Here is an 18382-nt window from a genome sequence, read left to right on the forward strand (position 1 = left end):
AAAATAAATTGGAAAGGGTGTTGAAACATGGCGCAGAACATTAGTGGAAAGATTGCTTATATCACGGGAGCCTGGCGCGGAATCGGGAAAGCGACGGCACTGGAGCTAGCACGTGAAGGAGTTCACGTCGGATTGATTGCCCGGACTGAAAGCGCGTTGGAAGAGGTGGCAGAAGAAGCACGGACCCTCGGTGTGAAAGCCGTAGCCGCTACAGCGGACATAGCAGATATGGCACAAGTGGACAAGGCTGTGGAGACGCTTCAGGACGAGCTTGGCCCTGCAGATATTTTAATCAATAACGCCGGAATCGGTATGTACGGAAATTTCCTCGAAATCGATCCGGCTGACTGGAAGAAGACGTTCGAAGTGAATGTATTCGGGACGTATCACGTCACCCGAGCAGTCCTGCCCCAGCTCATAGAGAAAAACCGGGGTGACATCATCAATATCTCCTCAAGCAGCGGATTGAAGGGTACAGCGAAGAGCACTGCATATAGTGGATCCAAATTTGCCGTGCAGGGGATGACGGAGGCGTTGATGCAGGAAGTCAGAAAGCATAATATCAGGGTGATGACCCTGAATCCAAGTCTGGTCGCGACCGATTTGACTTTCGGTGATCAGCTTGAAGAAGCCGACAAAGAAAAATACATGCAGCCGGAGGACATAGCCGAGCATATCGTTTCCCAGCTGAAATTGCACCCGCGCATCTTCATCAAACAATCACTTCAGTGGGCAACGAATCCATTTTAATTTTTATTGATCTTTTAAAAAACGACTTGCTCCAGTATAAGGGTGAGTCGTTTTTCTATGCTGCCACAAACGAGTGACCGTGTAAGAATGAACAGCTTATACTTAGGGACGCTTGAAATCATTGCACGTCTTCTATTCTTCTTCGATCCAACATCCAATGGCATAGGCAGACATGGTGAAAAACGCAATCGCGAACGATATCGAAGCAATCTTCTCATCTTCAGACACCAGGCTGATCAACGCAGCGATCCCCATGATTACCCCGGTAACGGATAGGAATTTGGATTTCAGGTTTCCCACCTACTTTTCATAGAAAAATGACGGTTCATTCACCGTTTAACTTATGGGAAATATCCCATAATATCCCCTACCATAATTGATATTGCATAAAAACTGTACGTATCAGTGCCAAAGGCAGTAAGCATCACCATCGAAGTATTCGCCGTCCAGCCAACAGCTCCTCCAGCAAACGCACATAAAGCTGTAAGCTGTACCTTTTTCTTAACCTCACTCTTAACGAAGGTACGTCCCTCATCGGTTTAACGCGTTAAACCAATGAGGGACGTACCTTCTACTATTTAGTTCCTATTCGGTGATGCAGATGCCATGAAGCTTCTCATCCACATGACAGCTTTCGCTGCGACTTACCGTCTTAAAGAATAGTCCTTTGAGCCGGTAGGCTGCTTCTGTTAGTTTCTGACCTGTGATTTCATCCGGATAGGTGGAAAGATATTCTTTTATGAACTCTGGTTTCAATGTTTCATACGCTTTGAACTGATGAAGCTTCTTATTTTCAGAATGAGCCTGCAGTTGAAGGGTGCAGTCCCTCATCGCTTCAAGCATTTTCAGGGCATAAATGAAATTCCCTCGCTTCACTTCCGTCTGGAACTTCCTCATGCTGTAGAGAAATTCAAAAGGGATGTCTTCACTGACTTCATAGCTGTCCCGCTCGAATTGTTCCTGCTTCTCCATCATCACCTCAGTCACTCTGGCTGTTCGATCAAAGATCACTTTCCATAGGGGCGACTTTACTTTCAGCGCTTCACAAGGAACGATGGATACATTGAACTCCAGTCCATTTTGCATAAACGCGATCAAAAGATAGACATGCTCACTCAGCTTTAAGAGTTTGATATAAACAGGATCTAGTTCCGAAAAACATGACCGAACAAACTCCCGTGCATCTTCCACGGCTTCGATGGTCGGAGCGGCCACCATTAAGTCGATATCGGAATGCCGATCCTTATATCCAGCCACACCGGAACCTAATTGGACGATGCCTTCAACAAGATCCGAAGTGGCCAATTGATCAACCACTCTTTTAAAATAATGTTCTCTTTCTTTAGGAGTATACAAGTCTTCACTCTCCCTGATTCTCATTAGATGATTGCCATTATTAATACAAATCGTGACGATTTGCTAATATAGTCACGAGAATGATTACTTTGGCTAACGCCGTTGATGCATATTCCAATTATTACAATAATAGTAAATTTCATCAATACTTTTCGAAGGTACGTCCCTCTGTGGTTTAACGCGTTAAACCACAGAGGGACGTACCTTCAATTCAGATCCCACAATTAGTGCATGTAAGCAGACAAGCGTGAATATCCTTGTACTATACACTTTCTTAGGAGGTTATGAATGAAAAAGTTAGTATTATTGATTACTCTCATACTATTATTAAGTGCCTGTCAAAACGGGAAAGAAACCGGGTATGAACTGTGCGGTGATGGCCCGATGATGGTAGTAGACGGAAAGGGATATCTACAAATGAATGTAAGTAAGAAAGTGACTCTTGGGACAGAACTTGGACAAATAAAGAAACGCATTGACAGTAAGTATCACCCTGTCGAAAATCACTCTTCCAACACCTTGGAATCAGGTTCCACCATCTACAGCGTGAAAGGTGAAACTGATTATCTCGTTGCGAAAACAAATGATGATCGATATGTTTTATTTCAATTGATCGCCGAACACTGAGAACCTGTAAATGAAACGTTTTCACTCGAGGTAGAAATATTTTATAAAGTAACCAAGGACCTCAAAGAGTAAGAAAGAACAGCAGAAAGATTCTAAAGAAGGTACGTCCCTCACCACGACAACGCGTTAACTCGGTGAGGGACGTACCTTCAAAATTGTTTTATGATTCCCGGTCGATTGATAATCCTTCGATGTGGTGTTTCCCCATCACCTTATCTTTCTTTCTGTTTTCTTTCGTTTCAAAGATGATGTCAAAGTCATAGTCATCCGGGTATAATTCTGCCGCTGAAATATAGAGGGACATGCGTTTATGTGGAATCAGCTGTTTTTCTTCTTTGATTTGCACGGTGTAACGTCCCATCTCATCAGGACCTTTATAGACGATACCGAATTCACCTGAAGGGGAGACTTTGACGTTATCCCCTTTTATGAATGCAGGTGCTGAGTTGTTAGGTTTCACTTTTTTGGAATGATCCCTTCTTTTGTATTTGTTGACGATGATTTGCTTTTCCATTTCTTTTTTTGCATGGTAGTCTTGTTCATCGGATTGATACGTTTTTGATTCCCGATACGTAATTTCATGCGCTTTTTCAATCAAGGCCGGATGCATTCCGAGCTTCAATGCGATCGAGAATGCCTGACTTTCCCCGCCCTCACCGACGATCAGGCGGTAGGTAGGCTGAAGCGTTTCAATATTGAATTCCATGCTCCCGTTCATGAACCCCTCATGCTTTTCTGCAAAGTGCTTTATTTCACTATAGTGGGTCGTGGCAAGCAGAGTCGCACCTTTTTCATAAAGTTGATCGAGGATGGCTGTTGCTAGCCCCATCCCTTCCATGGGATCTGTCCCTGAACCGAGCTCATCGAGAAGCACCAGGGTCCGATCATTGGTCTCTTTCAAAATATCAATGATGTTTTTAATATGGGAACTGAACGTGCTCAGGTTCTGCTCCAGGCTCTGCCCGTCCCCGATATCCAATAAGATTTGATCGAAGATGCTGATTTCGCTTCCAGCTTCAGCCGGGATATGAAGCCCACACTGAGTCATGACGGTCAAGAGCCCAACGGTCTTGATCGTAACGGTCTTCCCGCCCGTGTTGGGACCGGTGATGACCAATGCGTGGAACGTATCCCCCATGCTAATTGTCAGCGGTACGGCATTCTTGCCTAAAAGCGGGTGGACTGCATTTTTCAGGTGGATGATGTGGCTCTCATTCACCTTTGCACTCACTCCATCAATCGCACGGCTGTATTTTGCTTTTGCGAACAAGACGTCGTAGTGGACCATCGTTTCGATGGCCAGTTTCAGCTGAGGCTCATAGGTTTGCACCATACCTGTCAGTGCCCACAAAATGTTTTCGATCTCCTGCTCCTCCTGCATTTTGACCATCAGGAGTTGATCCTGCTGAACACTCAGTTCGTCCGGTTCGATATATAGCGTGGAACCGGATGCGGAAGAATCGAGCACCGCGCCTTTTACTTTCCCACGGTATTCTTTTTTAAACGGGAGTACATAACGGCCATTTCGTTGACTGACGATGGCTTCCTGCAGAAATGATTTATATTTAGCCGATTTGACAATTGATTGGATTTTATCCTTCAACCGATCTTCCTGGATGCTCACTTGCTTCCGGATCCGAAGAAGTTCTTTGCTCGCGTAATCGTCCACTTGGCCATTACGAATGCAGCGGTTGATCTCGTCTGCCACTTCCGGGATCTCTTCGATCGAATGGACATAAGCAGAGACCCTTGGTGCTAAGTATTGCTTGTCAGCCATATATTTCTTAAGCTTCTTGCAGGCATCGAGAAAATAATACAGGCTGCTCAGCTGATTCGGTCTCAAAGGAACCCCTTTGTTCATGCCCGACACGATTTTTTCGACACCGTCCATCCCATGGATCGGTACACTCGCACTCTTTTCAAGAATTTGGACGGCTTCCGTCACTTCGTCCAGGCGCATTTCAATTTGACGTTTGTTGATGGATGGCTTCATGTTCAATAGCTCCGTTTTTCCTTCTTCAGTGAGTGCATAGTTCATCACTTCTTCTTTCACCTTGTGAAATTCCAATGTTAGAAATGTTTTTTCGTTCAATGTGTTCTCCTCCAATAAATAAAAAATAGACCACAACAGAACAATGTCCATTGTGGTCTTCACGAATTGTATACAAGGGTCCCTCAGGGCTAGCTGCAGCATGAGTGCAGGAGCTTTTTTTGTACACAAAAAGAGCTGTGCACAAAAGACACAGCTCTCCTCAATAAGGGGATGTATAGGCTATGACCATTGTTCTTAACTACATTTTGCAGGCACAGCTAAATAAGCATACCATCCGCCCTTTTCAAAAAAGAGGAACGACCGGCAAAATGTCCGTATTCATTTCACGGTTAGTTAAGAACGACACCTAACATATAACATACTCCCTTTACTATACAAAAAATTTTATTCACACGTTCATTCTATGCGGTGAAAAAGGAAATGTCAACAACTTGAAGGTACGTCCCTCGATGCGTTAACGTGTTACCGCAATGAGGGACGTACCTTCAAGGGACTAGAGGATGCTCCTGCCCTTTGCAATGTAACCGGTCATGATGGAACGGGGTACCAGGCTCCCGCCCGTCGCCCATACCAGGTGGGTGGCATGATCCAATTGATCCGCTCCGCCCACAAGGGGAGCAAGGTGCCGACGTATCCCGGGCATGGCCGGACCGATCATACCTGCAAGTGCCGATGGTTCCAGTGAGATGGTTTCGGAATCATATAACAGGGTCAGCATCCTATATAGATGATCATCACTGACCGTGTACACTCCGTTCACCAGACCTTCTACCATCCTCCCAGCAAGTGCCGACGGCCTGCCGACCGCAAGCCCATCCGCTTCCGTCATGTTACGTAGTCCGATGTCTTTGACGGAAACCTTTTCATGTTTTCCTGTTGAAAGACCGAGAAGCATGCACGGGGACTCTACGGGCTCTGCAAAATAGCAGTGGACATCTTTTCCGAATACATGTTTCAATCCATATGTCACACCGCCCGGACCTCCGCCCACACCACACGGTAGATACACAATCAGGGGGTGGTCACGATCGACGCGTATTCCCTCTTCGTTCAATTGTTCCTTGAGCCTAAATGCTGCCACAGCATAGCCCATGAATAAATCCTTGGAATTTTCATCATCGATGAAGAAGCAGTTGGGATCTGACTTGCATTGCTTTCTTCCCTCCTCAACTGCGTGCGAGAAGTCATTCTCGTGTTCGACGACACGTACACCCTTTTCTTTTAGTAGATCCTTCTTCCATTGTTTAGCGTCACGTGACATATGCACCGTCACTCTGAATCCAAGTGCCGCCCCCATCGTACCGATACTCAAAGCCAGGTTCCCGGTTGAGCCGACCGATATGGAGAACTGAGAGAAAAAGTGCGTGAATGAATGGGTCGCGAAGACGGAATAGTCATCTGTTGTCTTGATCGATCCATGCTTCAACGCCAGTGTCTCTGCAAGCTTCAGCACTTCGTAAATCCCGCCGCGCGCTTTAATCGATCCCGCAATTGGAAGTTCGTTGTCGCATTTGAGCATCAACCTGCCCGGGATGGTTCCTCCAAAATGATCTTGGAGGGCGCTTTGCATGGCAGGCAGTGGTTTCAGCGGTGATTCAATGATCCCATACGTCGCACGCGTTTCAGGGAACACTTTTTGTAGAAAAGGGGCAAAACGCAATAGACGTTGTTCTGCATCCTCGATATCCTTGCTATCCGTATATGCGGATGAACGAAAAGATTGCAGCCTGTCATTCGTCCAAAGCGTCTCCCTTCTCCCTTGCAAATCAGATAACAACGCCGGCTCCAGCTGGTATTTATTCTCCACCTAAATCCCTCCTCCTTCCTGATTGAAGGTACGTCCCTCGGTACGGTAATGAGTTACTGCATCGAGGGACGTACCTTCGCCTCCTGTTCTTTCTATAATCGTTTCGTCATGAACATGCTGTTGGGATCTTCTTTGTATCCTGCAAACGGGGCACAATAGGAAAATCCGAAGCTTTCATACAATTTCCTGGCTGGTACGAATGCCGTCATCGATCCTGTCTCGAGGCTCAATCTTTCATATCCGCGCTGTTTCGCCGCTTCTATGATATGGAGCAGGATGGCCTTCGATACCCCTTTCCTTAGATGATGAGGAGCTGTTTTCATCGATTTGATTTCCCCGTGCTTTGAATCAAGCTCCTTAAGTGCCCCACACCCGACCAGTCCTCCATTTTCCCAAGCACTCCAAACCGTGATGCCAGGCTGTTTCAATCCGTCAAGGTTAAGGGCGTGCCTACTCTCTGGTGGAGAGTGGATCGCCATGTTGCCGAGATGATCTAGGATCAACTCTTTTATTTCTTTTCCTGATAAGTCATCTTGTTTGATTTCCACACCTACGTCCCCTTCATTGCCAACTGATTGATTGTGAATGTACAATTCTACACAAGCTTGCGATTTCCCTTTATCATGAGAAACATCATGATCCCATGCACGAGAGACATGACAAGGAGCGTGATGTAGGGAGAGACTACATCGAAGGAATCAACAACATATTCTTTTCCACTAATCATGATGATGCAGGTACCAAGAATGAAGGCAAACAGAAAGTTTTCAAGTGATATTGAATATAGTGAAAAGCGATAAAAATCTCCTCTCCTCTCAAGAAAGTTGATAATCATGAAATTTACGATTAACGATACTGCAGCTGAAAGAATGATGGAATTCCATTGAATCACTTGACTTAAGAAAGGTTGAAACCACAGAGTACTGAAGATAACCGTCATGGATCCGATAAAAGTTAAAAACCTACGCAAACTCACCACACCCCTTTTAGTGTAATTATACACCAAAAGGAATTAATTACCACATTTTTCAGTACCCTTTATACTTCATCACGCTAATGTAACGAGGGACGTACCTTTAACCTGATATGAGTTATCCAAGACATGCCCCATCCGTTGAAACCTTTCATCAACCTCTTCCGTATACTTACAATAGACATTTTGTCAGGAGGGAATCATATGACCATCCTTATCATCATCCAACTATCCGTGATCGCATTATTCTTTCTGCTCGGTTGGGCAATCACGGCTAAAAAGGCATACGGATTGATTTCAGGTTATATCGCGCGCTCTGAGGACGAGAAAGAAGAATTAATCAAGAATGGCTATCCCCGGAAAATGGGCTGGCTACTCATCTTCACTGCTGCGGGAATGCTCCTGCTCCTTCCACTCGTCTTCACTTCCTTCACATACGCCATGGAAGTGCAATTCGGATTCATGCTCGTCTTTCTGATGGGCGGAATGATTTATTTGTCCCGATATGAAGTGGAAAGCAAGCGCAAACGAAGTTACTGGATTACGTCAATCTCCACCGCTGTCGTCATGGTACTTATTACAACGCTCACCATTCTTGGTTATCAAGAGAATGAACTAGTTGTGAAACAAGACTCCTTTGAAATCACGGGTATGTATGGTGATGAATGGAACAAAGAAGATATCGAGTCGGTGGAACTGATGGATCGCATGCCGGAAGTGACCTGGAAAGTAAATGGTTTCGGGCTGTCCACACAGGCAAAAGGCGTGTTCAAAGTAGAAGGTTACGGAAGAAGCTTATTGTTCATCAAGAAAGAACCTCCCTATATTTATATCAAGACAGACGACCAGCACATATTCCTCAACGGAAGTTCCCCTGAAGAAACACTTAACTGGTATAAGGAACTCTCGAAATGACGAAGGTACGTCCCTCGATGCGTTAACGCATTGAGGGACGTACCTTCATTTCTTCTTAAATTTGGACTCCGGGTCGTTTATTTGAGATAGTTAAGGTAATCGATTTTTTTAAAGGAGCCATCCATCATGATGTCTGTTCTATTCATTATTTCTGCATTGATTCTTGTCGCTTTTTTGGTATTGCGATTTTATCCAGTTTTCGGGCAGAAGCCCTCACGTGATAGGGTAAGCCGTTCTCCCCAGCATGTGGACGGTTCATTTAGGAATCAGATCCCTTCGCCTATGGGCACTGATCTCAAAACCGCCGGTACCATGTTCCGGGATATGCTGAAGAAAGATGCAAACCGCAAGCCGGAAAGCGCACTGCCTATAAATGAATTTCCTGTATCCCATCAGCCACAACAAAAAACGAATATAACATGGTTTGGTCACTCTGCCTCAATGATTGAGATTGATGGGAAGCATCTGCTCCTTGATCCGATGTTCGGCGACGCCCCTTCTCCTTTCCCGTGGTTCGGAAACAGGAGATACAGTAAGAAGTTGCCCTTTAGGCTCGAGGAACTGCCAGTAATCGATGCTGTACTTTTCTCCCACGATCATTACGACCACCTTGATTACGGTACCATCAAAAGACTGAAAGGGAAGGTCGAACGCTTCTTTGTTCCTCTAGGCGTGGGAGGTCACCTTGAACGCTGGGGAATTGAGCCCGATGTGATCACAGAACTCGATTGGTGGGAAGACGCAGATTTCCAAGGCATTACCTTTGCTTGCACACCCGCCAGGCATTTCTCGGGTAGAAGTTTGAACGACCGGAACAGTACACTATGGTGCTCATGGGTCATAAAGGGGACAGACGCCACGATCTTCTTCAGCGGGGACAGCGGATATGGCCCCCACTTCAAAGAAATCGGTGAACGCTTCGGCCCCTTCCACCTTACGTTGATGGAATGTGGCCAATACGATCCGAGGTGGGCTTCCATCCATATGCTTCCCGAGGAAACCGTACAAGCACATCAGGATGTTAGAGGCAATCTCTTAATCCCCATTCATTGGGGCGCTTTCACCCTGTCTTTTCATGAGTGGAACGATCCCATCGCACGCGTGACGAAAGCCGGAAAAGGAGAAGGCATTAAAGTCATCACACCGATGATCGGGGAAACAGTGTTTCTTCATGAAGGACCCCATCCCCAACAGAAGTGGTGGGAGAGCATTCCTAAAGTAGATTGATAAATTTTTCACTTAAGAAAAGAAAAAATCACATTCAACATTGAAACAGCAGGCCGATCCACAATTGGATTACACCTGCTGTTTTTGTTGTTATACCAATGCGTACACTCTACATCGTGATACACGATCACTTCAATTGGAGTAGACAATAAAGAGTGAACTCCCCAATTCTCCGCTTGCCTCCTGGTCCCCTAGAGAAATTCGACACTCTGCACAAATTATAATCATCCCTTCAGAAAGCGCTTTTACCGCCGATATATTAAATGCACTCATAAAAAATTTTTAAATAAGGAGAAGCTTTATGAAATTCCACAAGATTTCCACAAAATTATTATTCAGTATCACGACGCTAGTACTTATCGCCACCACCACTCTTGGATTATTAAGCTATAACTTTGCCAAGGATGAACTCATTAAAAGCGGTAAGCTAGATTTGCAGCACATTGTAAATAATTCGATTTCAACCCTAGACCTTTTAAATGAGCAGGTGAAAGCAGGAAACATGACGCTGACAGAAGCTCAGGAGGAAGCCAGGGAGATACTGGTCGGGCCTAGTGTAAACAAAGATGGCCAAACGACTCACGACTTCTCTCAATCTTCTTTCGTGTATAAGAACGAAGGCTATTTGATGGCCTATGATTCTAATCATATTGCTCAGCTTCATCCAAGCATCCCGATCGGCGAAAGTAAAAAAGACGTAAAGAACTCTAACGGCCAATATGTTGTCCAGGATATCGTAAAGGCTGCAAAAGAAGAAAAAGTTGAAAACCGTTTCTATGAGTATGCTTGGAAAAATGCCGGTGAGACGACTGAAAGAAACAAAATCGTCTATATGTCTTACTATGAACCATGGGATTGGAATATTGGAGTAGGGGCATATGAACAGGAATTCTATGACTCTTTGAATACATTATTGTATTTAATACTGGGAGTATCCGTCATTATCACCATTTCTGGCTTGTTGATGTTTTACCTTGCAAGCAGAAAAAAACTAAAACAGATGGGGCAAATCACAATATCTTCCCAACTGATTGCCGAGGGGAATTTGGACGTCCCCGAACTGCCCGAATCAGAGGATGAAATCGGCCAATTAGGTAAAGCTTTCAATAAGATGGCAGGGCAATTGAGAAGTATATTAACGAACATACAAAATACCAGTACGAAGGTATCTCAATCTGCAATGGAGCTTTCGGCTCTGACCGAGGAAACAAATGCGACAAGTGAAGAAATGGGCAGGGCGATGAACGAGATTACACAAGGATCGGTTACACAGGCTGCCGATATTGAGTCCACCAACCAAAAGACCGAAGAACTTAACAATGCGATAGAAAAAATGAACAGCCAGAACCAAATCATCCATACACTGACAGGACAATCAACAGAAGCCATTAATCTCGGAAAAGAAAAGGTTCTATTTCTGCAGGAATCGAATGAAGCAACCGCGGAAGCATCTGAAAAAATCAGTTTTGGCATCACCAAGCTCTATAACAGCATTAAAGATATTTCCAATATCGTTACAACCATTGATGCCATCTCTCAACAAACGAATTTGTTGGCATTGAACGCTAGTATTGAAGCAGCCAGGGCAGGAGAGTCAGGCAAAGGGTTTGCAGTAGTGGCTGAAGAGGTCCGAAAACTTGCTGAAGGAACGAACAATGCCACTGCTGAAATTCAAAAGATGATCAATACCATTGAGACTGAAACGGAAACAACGGTGATGGCCATGGCTGAATCTAATGAGATAACAGTAAAGTTGAATGGAGCAGTCACGGATACAGAAAGTCAATTTAATCAAATATCGGATTCGATGACGCAGATATTGGAAGCTGTTCAAAAGCTCGGCATCGAAATTTCCACAGTGACGGCTCAAAGTGAAGGTATCCTTGCTTCAATTCAAAATGTTTCAGCCGTTTCCGAGGAAACCGCCGCTTCTTCTGAGGAGGTCTTGGCATCTGTAGAAGAACAGGTGGGTGTTATGGGAACCATCGCTTACTCTGCAGAGAATCTCAACGAATTAAGTGAAGCTCTGCAAGAAATCATAAAGCAGTTCAAGGTAAAAGAGAACGAATAGACTCTTTGTAAAAGTGTCATTCAATTGAAAGTGACTATAGTGTAACAAAAGTTCCTAAATAGTAAAAAACCAGAACCATTTTGGATCTGGTTTTTTTACTATTTGTCAAAGCTCCGCCAGGTTCCGCATCCTGATTTCGCACACAGCATCAGTTCAACCCCTCAAGCTAACCGCTACTTAAAACACTCGACCTTCCTTCTTATTCTTCCCTGCAACCAGCCACAAAAGGAAGTACCCCCCAACAAAAACAGGCAGGGAAATGGACGACAAAATCAGCTTCGTTTCTTCAGGAACATCACTTTGTTGGATAAAAAATTCCGGCACAAAGACTAATATAGGCAGGATTATGAGAATCCACGTTTTTGAATATAATGACAGACCCACGAATACGGCGATCGTCAGAATGAACGCGAAGAGCCTTGCAGTACCGCCCAGATCGACAATGGGCGTATCCATCACTCGGTCAAGAAAGGTCATCCCGACGAATGACACGATTGGAACGCTCGCAAGTAATACATAAAGGGACATTTCCTTTCCTTTTGAAACGGGACGGCTAGATACATATTTAAAAATCACCGATGTAAGGAAGAGGAATCCCGCCATGATAAGAGGGTAACCAAGTAGCTCTAACACTGAATATCGCATCGTATCACGCAAGGTGTCCCCCATCACGACAAAAGAAAGACCACCTAATAAGACGATGGATATTAGTTTAAAGATGCCTTTATAATCCAATGGCATTTCCTCTGAGATCTGATTCATATATTCCTTCGGGGACAAGCCGGTGACATCCTCCACACTTTTACCCCTTTTTTCTGCTTCCGCCAAATGATCCTCAAGCTCTCCTACGATATCATCGACTTCGCACTCATTCTTACCACTTGATATCAAATAAATCCTGAGGTTCCCCAGAAATTCTTCACTCTCCCTGCTTACATTCATCTCTTTTCCTCCTCCAATAATTGATTTACGCCTGAGGACACTTCATTCCATCTCACCTTGAAAAGGTCAAGCTCTTCGATTCCTTTCTCCGTAATGTAGTAGTACTTTCTTTTCGGTCCGCCCGAGGGTGTCTCTTTCCCTCTTGCCGTCACGAGCCCTTCTTTTTTCATGCGAAGCAATAATGGGTATATGCTCCCTTCCTTGACCATATGAAACCCGTTCGCGGCAAGTTTCTCAATCATTTCGTAGCCGTAGGTTTCGCCCTTCGAGATAATCGACAGCAGGCAGCCTTCGAGGATCCCCTTTAACAACTGGCTTGATGACACAATGGCCCCTCCTTCCAAAACCAAAAAGATTTCTATCTTGCAATACAATATAGTTAACCAAAAATAAATGCATCACAATCTATATTGCAATACAATGTAGTTCTATAATAACAAAATCTTACAGTTCCCTGCAAGCCTTTTTCAAAAAAGGCGATCCCTTCCAACAGGACCGCCACTAACACAGGGGACAAAGACCCCATCAATGATCGATTGTATATGCTTCATTGTTTTTCAGAAAAGAAGTCGCTTCCCCAACACTGAATAAATGGAGTTCATGCATCGCTCTTGTGCAGGCTGTATAGAAGAGTCTTCGCAGGCTTTCGTCTCCGTATTGGCGCGATGACGCATCATAAATAATGACAGCATCAAACTCGATCCCTTTCGCTAAATACGAAGGGATGACGATGATACCTTGCTCGTACTGGAGGGAATCGCTCTTCATTAATTTCAGATTTTCTATTTCCTGCAGTGAAGAAAACGCTTCTTCACTTTCAGCCAAGGATTTACAGATGATCGCAATTGAGTGATACCCCTTTTCCCTCAGTTCGTCTACTTTGGATTGTAGGCGTTCATGAAGGATATGGTGATCACCGACTTCGGTCAACACAGGTTTGGTACCCCCGCGATCAAAAGCGGTGATTTGGAATCCTTCCGGAACGAGCTTTCTTGTAAATTCAATGATCGGGCGCGTCGATCTGTAACTCTGCGTCAATTTGATGGAATCGGTTTGATCAGGTCCGTACAAATTCTTTAACGTACTGAAATCCACACGATCCCTCGCATGCGCGAAAATCGCCTGATTAAAGTCTCCAAGGACGGTCATTTTAGCTGCCGGAAATAAACGTTTAAGGAACTCGAATTGAAACGGTGAGTAGTCCTGCGCTTCATCAATGATTACATGCTTGATTGACGTATTTGTTTGAAACCCGAGTATCAACTCCTTCAAGAGCAAATAAGGCGTGGCATCCTCATAGAACAGTTTTCCTTCTGCCAGCATGTTCATGGTCGAAGCACATATATCCTCCCAATCCTCTGGTGGAGTGCCTTCGACGATGGACCCGATTGTTGAAGGATCGGCGAAGAGTTGGTGGTAGATTCCTTTAATATCAACATATTTCAGTTGATCAATCTGTCTACGGAGCCTCTTGAACCGTTTGCGGACGACGATCCTCGTAAGTGCCTCATGCTCCATGTCATAGCTAGCGAATTCACCGTCTTCGGAGGCACTCTTTGCCTTCACATACTTATATGCCTTTTGATAATCCTCTTTACTCAGAAGCTCGATTTTCTCCTCGACCCACGGTTTCATCCTTTCACGCTTCTCTGCTTCTTCCAGTTTGGCATGGAGCCATTCTGTCAACTTTTCAATCCTATTATGAAATTTTAAAGAAGGATCGTACGAATAAAATTTTTCGTTGATTTCCTTGGAGCTGACAATCTGTTCACCCCTGAATTTGATGCCTTTGAACTTCATTCCGGAGGTTTCGAGGGACTGTCTATACGACTTGATCGCCTCAAAGAAGAGACCCGATGCCTTAAACCCGATGCATGCCATTCTCATGCTGTAAGAGGAGGATTCACTTCCGGTCAGCACATACTCCAACTGCTCATAAGGATCCTCAAGCTTAAACTCATCACTAAGCCGATGATTCAAGTACTCCTGAAAGGTCACCTGCTCCATGTTTTCCTCCCCAAGTTCAGGAAGCACATTGGAGACGTAACTGTTGAACATCGCATTCGGGGAGAACAAGATGATTTGGTTGGCGTGCAAACTCCCCCTATATCGATAAAGCAAGTACGCAATCCGCTGCATGGCGGCCAACGTCTTTCCGCTTCCTGCTGCGCCCTGTACGATGAGAAGGCGTCCCTGGTCATGCCTGATGATCTGGTTTTGTTTTTTCTGGATGGTCGCAACGATGCTGTGCATGTAATTGTCGGTTCTGTTGCCAAGCACCTGCTGCAAAATTTCATCGCCAATCGTGATACTCGTATCGAACATGGAATCGAGGACACCATCCTTGATGATGAACTGAAACTTTTTCTTCAAGTCCCCTTCGACGAGCCCTCCCGGTGTTTCATACTGTGCAGGCCCCGGTGCATAATCATAGTACACACTTGAAATCGGGGCGCGCCAGTCATAAACGAGGAAATTGTCACCGGATTCGTCCGTCAGGGTGGCGATGCCGATATATACTTCCTCTGTAGAAGGTTCACCGACTTCACGAAAATCGATCCGACCGAAATACGGCCTGTCTTTCATCCTTCTCAGCGAATATAATTTCTTCACTGCCTGCTCGTGGGTGCTCTGGCTGACGGTCAGCACCTGGGCCTGCTGCCTTAAGCTCATGACCGTTTCAAGAAAATCATCGAACGTATCCGTGTTCACTTTCACTTCATCCCAAAAATTCTTACGGATTTCCACTACTTCTTCGTGTCGCCGTCCGGTTTCTTTTTCAAGACTCGCCATTTGCTCTTTGATCGTTTCGATCACATCAAGTACCCGCTCTTGTTCCTTCCCCATATCAAGGCTCATCCCAGCACTCCTTTTTAATAAAATCCATTGGTTGACTTAACTATCATTTTGCTTTATAATTATAATTAAGGGATAATAAACCCTAATGAAATTATAAACGCGTTTCTGTTCTAATTTACCATAAAACCAATTCTTATTCAATAGATCGTTTCAAAAAAAGGCAGGAGGATGCATGCATCCTCCTGCCTTTTTTGAAGGTACGTCCCGCCTTGCATTAACGCGTTAACGCAAGGCGGGACGTACCTTCATGTGACTGGTCCTTGATTTTAAAACAGCTGTGCCCAACGGTCCTCTAGACTTTCAGATCCCGCTTTCGATAAAACCAGAATGCCATGGTTCCGAACAACACGATCAGCACGATGGAAAGTACAAGAAATACTGGTTCGAATCCGCCGCCTCCCAGCATGGTTTTGGCCTCGAAATATTTGAATGGAGTGAGGTATTTCATTCCTTCGATTTTCTCACTCAAATCGATGGCGAAAGAAAGGACGAACGTTACGAGCAAGATAGCCGCCGCCATGACGGATGATTTTCCCGGTCTTTTCGAGATGGCAGCAACAGCCATCCCAACGACAATGAACAGGATTTGAAGCAGGATCAGACCCACCATGAACATACCGATGTCCCCCGATACGTCTTCCCCCTCAGCATAATGACCGACAATCAGAACAGAAGAGATCCAGGTCACGCACAGCAGGACCCCTGCATTCGTCAGCGCGGCCAAGAGTTTGACGGCAACGACTTTTACCCTTGTCACCGGCTTAACAAATAAAAACTCGACCGTTTTATCCCTCTCTTCCTTTGAAAGGATGGTCGCCCCGAGCAGCACGGAATGAATCGTCGCCAGCAAGACGATATACATAAACAATAACCCGTAGTATCCAATTGCCGTCGTCATGTCGAGACTCCCTACCCCCATGAAGGTCTGCATCACCTTTGGCATACTTGCCATCAGGTCATTCAGAGACTGCCCTGATGATGTAAAGCCCGCATACTTCCCCATGCCGGACCCGATCAGCGCAATCATCCCGATGCACCAGAAGATCAGTGACTTGCGATGAGATTTCAACTCTCTCCAATACATATTCAAGCTAACGACCTCCTTTTATGCCGTATGAATGTCTTTTTTCTTATAAACAATGAAACTGACAAGTAACGAAATGAAGATGATCCCGCCCCCGATCAGGAGATATGACCACTCGTAGCTCTCTTCCTTCATCACATAGGTGTAGTCGACATATTTGAACGGAGTGAGATACCTGCCTGCTTCCTCCGTTGCAGCCACCATACCCAAGGCAAAAAAGGAAAAGACGACACCCAGCGTGACACTGATGACCGATTTTATTTTAGGAAAAAGGACGGCAAGGATTGTGCCGATTGCGAACATGATTAAACCGATGATCAATAGGTTGAGTGAAATCAACAGAAATGCGGTCATACTGAAATCCTCTTCTACAATCGCATTCACGAGGAACAAAGTGACTGAAACATAAACGATGTTGGTCACGAGAAGGCTCGTTAGCGCAGCAAGCACTTTCGAAGTCAGGACCTTCATCCTCGTCACGGGTTTTGTAAAAAGGAAATCTGCCGTCTTTTCGCGCACTTCCTTTGAACTGATCGAAATCCCGAGTGCCATCGCCTGGATCGCCCCGCATAGCGTGATATACATAAAGGTATAAGAATAAAATCCATTCACCGAACCAATCGTGTCGACCTGTAACCCCAGGGCATCGCGAACTCCTTGCGGAAATCCTTCGAGTGCCTTCTTGAATTCATCGATTTCCTTTGTGATTGCTGGAAACATCAGCATGAACAAGGCCGCGAGTCCCACAAGGGCAGCCGTCCACATGATCGTCTGCTTACGATAGGCTTTCAGTTCATATAAAAAGATGTTCATGAAGGATCAGGCCTCCTTCTCGTAATAATGCATGAAGATTTCTTCGAGATCCGGCTCCTCGATCCACAGATTGGCGATGCTGATGTTCGCAATCTTCTTCATGACTTCATTGATATCCCCTCTGAACATGAAGCTGACATGATGAGCATCCACCTCGAGATTATTCACGCCCGGCATGTCAAAATAACCTGGTTCGATGCCGCCCTTCACTTCCACTTTGAACTTTTTATGATTGTTTTCCTTCAGTGTACTGATTTTCTCAACCTGGACGATCTCGCCCTCTTTGATGATTGCAACCCGGTCGCACATGCGCTGGACTTCACTGAGGATATGGGAAGAAAAAAGCACGGTCGCCCCTTTGCGATTTTCTTCCTTTAATAGCTCAAAGAACGTCTGCTGCATGAGTGGATCGAGTCCGGAAGTCGGCTCATCGAGGATGATGAGCTTCGGTTCGTGAAGCAAGCCTTGGATGATGCCAACCTTCTTTTTATTCCCGAGCGACAAGTCGTCGATCTTCTTCGTCAGGTCAAGATCAAGCTTGGCTGCCAATTCTTTGATCCGGGGAGTGCAGTCTTTTTTATAAAAGCTTGCGGAATACTTCAAAAGCTCCATGACTTTCATGTTGTCGTAATAAAAAACTTCTGAAGGAAGGTACCCTACATCCTTTGCGATTTCAGGTGCATGTTCGACACAGTCCAACCCGAAAATCTTTGCGCTACCGCTCGTCGGATGAATCAATGATAGAAGCGTCCGGATCGTCGTCGACTTTCCGGCTCCATTCGGCCCGATGAATCCGAAGATTTCCCCTTCTATAACGTTGAAGCTGATCTCGTTGATTCCCCTTGATGAACCATACATCTTTGTCAGTCCATTGATTTCAATCACGTTTGTCATTAACTGCCGCC

General features: G+C 45.1%; 16 protein-coding genes. 5 read left to right on the forward strand and 11 right to left on the reverse strand.

The window, feature by feature from the left end; translation table 11 throughout:
• Window positions 1–27 precede the first annotated feature (27 nt).
• The gene (locus tag LCM10_RS12390) at window positions 28–750 is read left to right on the forward strand and encodes a 3-ketoacyl-ACP reductase (RefSeq protein WP_224876585.1); all 723 of its coding nucleotides are present in this window, start codon (window positions 28–30) and stop codon (window positions 748–750) included.
• A gap of 132 nt (window positions 751–882) precedes the next feature.
• On the opposite strand, the gene LCM10_RS12395 is transcribed toward LCM10_RS12390, so the two are convergent.
• Window positions 883–1050 carry a hypothetical protein gene (locus LCM10_RS12395; RefSeq protein WP_224876586.1) on the reverse strand — a complete coding sequence of 56 codons (168 nt, stop codon included), beginning with the start codon at window positions 1048–1050 and terminating at the stop codon, window positions 883–885.
• 285 nt (window positions 1051–1335) lie between these two features.
• Complete coding sequence (locus tag LCM10_RS12400) at window positions 1336–2106, reverse strand: hypothetical protein (RefSeq protein ID WP_224876587.1); 771 nt, start codon at window positions 2104–2106, stop codon at window positions 1336–1338.
• A 288-nt stretch (window positions 2107–2394) separates the two neighbouring features.
• Between LCM10_RS12400 and LCM10_RS12405 the strand changes: the two genes are divergently transcribed.
• Complete coding sequence (locus tag LCM10_RS12405; RefSeq protein WP_224876588.1) at window positions 2395–2733, forward strand: lipoprotein; 339 nt, start codon at window positions 2395–2397, stop codon at window positions 2731–2733.
• 160 nt (window positions 2734–2893) lie between these two features.
• Here LCM10_RS12405 and LCM10_RS12410 read toward each other — a convergent pair whose 3' ends face one another.
• The 3 genes from LCM10_RS12410 to LCM10_RS12420 all read right to left on the reverse strand — a co-directional run bounded on the left by LCM10_RS12410 (window position 2894) and on the right by LCM10_RS12420 (window position 7141).
• Window positions 2894–4825 (reverse strand): endonuclease MutS2, encoded by a 1932-nt coding sequence (locus tag LCM10_RS12410; protein ID WP_224876589.1) that lies wholly within the window; start codon window positions 4823–4825, stop codon window positions 2894–2896.
• 454 nt (window positions 4826–5279) lie between these two features.
• Window positions 5280–6593: a D-serine ammonia-lyase gene (locus tag LCM10_RS12415; protein WP_224876590.1), complete on the reverse strand. Its 1314-nt coding sequence runs from the start codon at window positions 6591–6593 to the stop codon at window positions 5280–5282.
• Between the two features lie 92 nt (window positions 6594–6685).
• Window positions 6686–7141 (reverse strand): GNAT family N-acetyltransferase, encoded by a 456-nt coding sequence (locus tag LCM10_RS12420; RefSeq protein WP_224876591.1) that lies wholly within the window; start codon window positions 7139–7141, stop codon window positions 6686–6688.
• Between the two features lie 629 nt (window positions 7142–7770).
• Here LCM10_RS12420 and LCM10_RS12425 point away from each other — a divergent pair.
• The 3 genes from LCM10_RS12425 to LCM10_RS12435 all read left to right on the forward strand — a co-directional run bounded on the left by LCM10_RS12425 (window position 7771) and on the right by LCM10_RS12435 (window position 11779).
• Complete coding sequence (locus LCM10_RS12425) at window positions 7771–8481, forward strand: DUF3784 domain-containing protein (protein ID WP_224876592.1); 711 nt, start codon at window positions 7771–7773, stop codon at window positions 8479–8481.
• Between the two features lie 126 nt (window positions 8482–8607).
• On the forward strand, window positions 8608–9708 hold the full coding sequence (locus LCM10_RS12430; RefSeq protein ID WP_318247497.1) for an MBL fold metallo-hydrolase: 1101 nt from the start codon (window positions 8608–8610) through the stop codon (window positions 9706–9708).
• Between the two features lie 301 nt (window positions 9709–10009).
• A complete protein-coding gene (locus LCM10_RS12435; protein WP_224876593.1) occupies window positions 10010–11779 on the forward strand; it encodes a methyl-accepting chemotaxis protein in 1770 nt (589 codons plus the stop codon).
• A 177-nt stretch (window positions 11780–11956) separates the two neighbouring features.
• On the opposite strand, the gene LCM10_RS12440 is transcribed toward LCM10_RS12435, so the two are convergent.
• The 6 genes from LCM10_RS12440 to LCM10_RS12465 all read right to left on the reverse strand — a co-directional run bounded on the left by LCM10_RS12440 (window position 11957) and on the right by LCM10_RS12465 (window position 18371).
• Entirely contained in the window at window positions 11957–12721 is a 765-nt protein-coding gene (locus LCM10_RS12440; protein ID WP_224876594.1) for an HAAS domain-containing protein, read from the reverse strand.
• Entirely contained in the window at window positions 12718–13047 is a 330-nt protein-coding gene (locus LCM10_RS12445; RefSeq protein WP_224876595.1) for a PadR family transcriptional regulator, read from the reverse strand. The genes LCM10_RS12440 and LCM10_RS12445 overlap by 4 nt, the downstream gene beginning before the upstream one ends.
• 199 nt (window positions 13048–13246) lie before the next feature.
• Complete coding sequence (gene helD / locus LCM10_RS12450; protein ID WP_224876596.1) at window positions 13247–15580, reverse strand: RNA polymerase recycling motor HelD; 2334 nt, start codon at window positions 15578–15580, stop codon at window positions 13247–13249.
• Between the two features lie 292 nt (window positions 15581–15872).
• Entirely contained in the window at window positions 15873–16664 is a 792-nt protein-coding gene (locus tag LCM10_RS12455) for an ABC transporter permease subunit (protein ID WP_224876967.1), read from the reverse strand.
• Window positions 16665–16685: 21 nt separating this feature from the next.
• Window positions 16686–17477 carry an ABC transporter permease subunit gene (locus LCM10_RS12460; protein ID WP_224876597.1) on the reverse strand — a complete coding sequence of 264 codons (792 nt, stop codon included), beginning with the start codon at window positions 17475–17477 and terminating at the stop codon, window positions 16686–16688.
• Between the two features lie 6 nt (window positions 17478–17483).
• A complete protein-coding gene (locus LCM10_RS12465) occupies window positions 17484–18371 on the reverse strand; it encodes an ATP-binding cassette domain-containing protein (RefSeq protein ID WP_224876598.1) in 888 nt (295 codons plus the stop codon).
• Window positions 18372–18382: the final 11 nt, after the last annotated feature.

This window comes from Rossellomorea aquimaris (assembly GCF_020171925.1).
In the GTDB taxonomy this organism is placed as follows: Bacteria; Bacillota; Bacilli; order Bacillales; family Bacillaceae_B; genus Rossellomorea; species Rossellomorea aquimaris_F.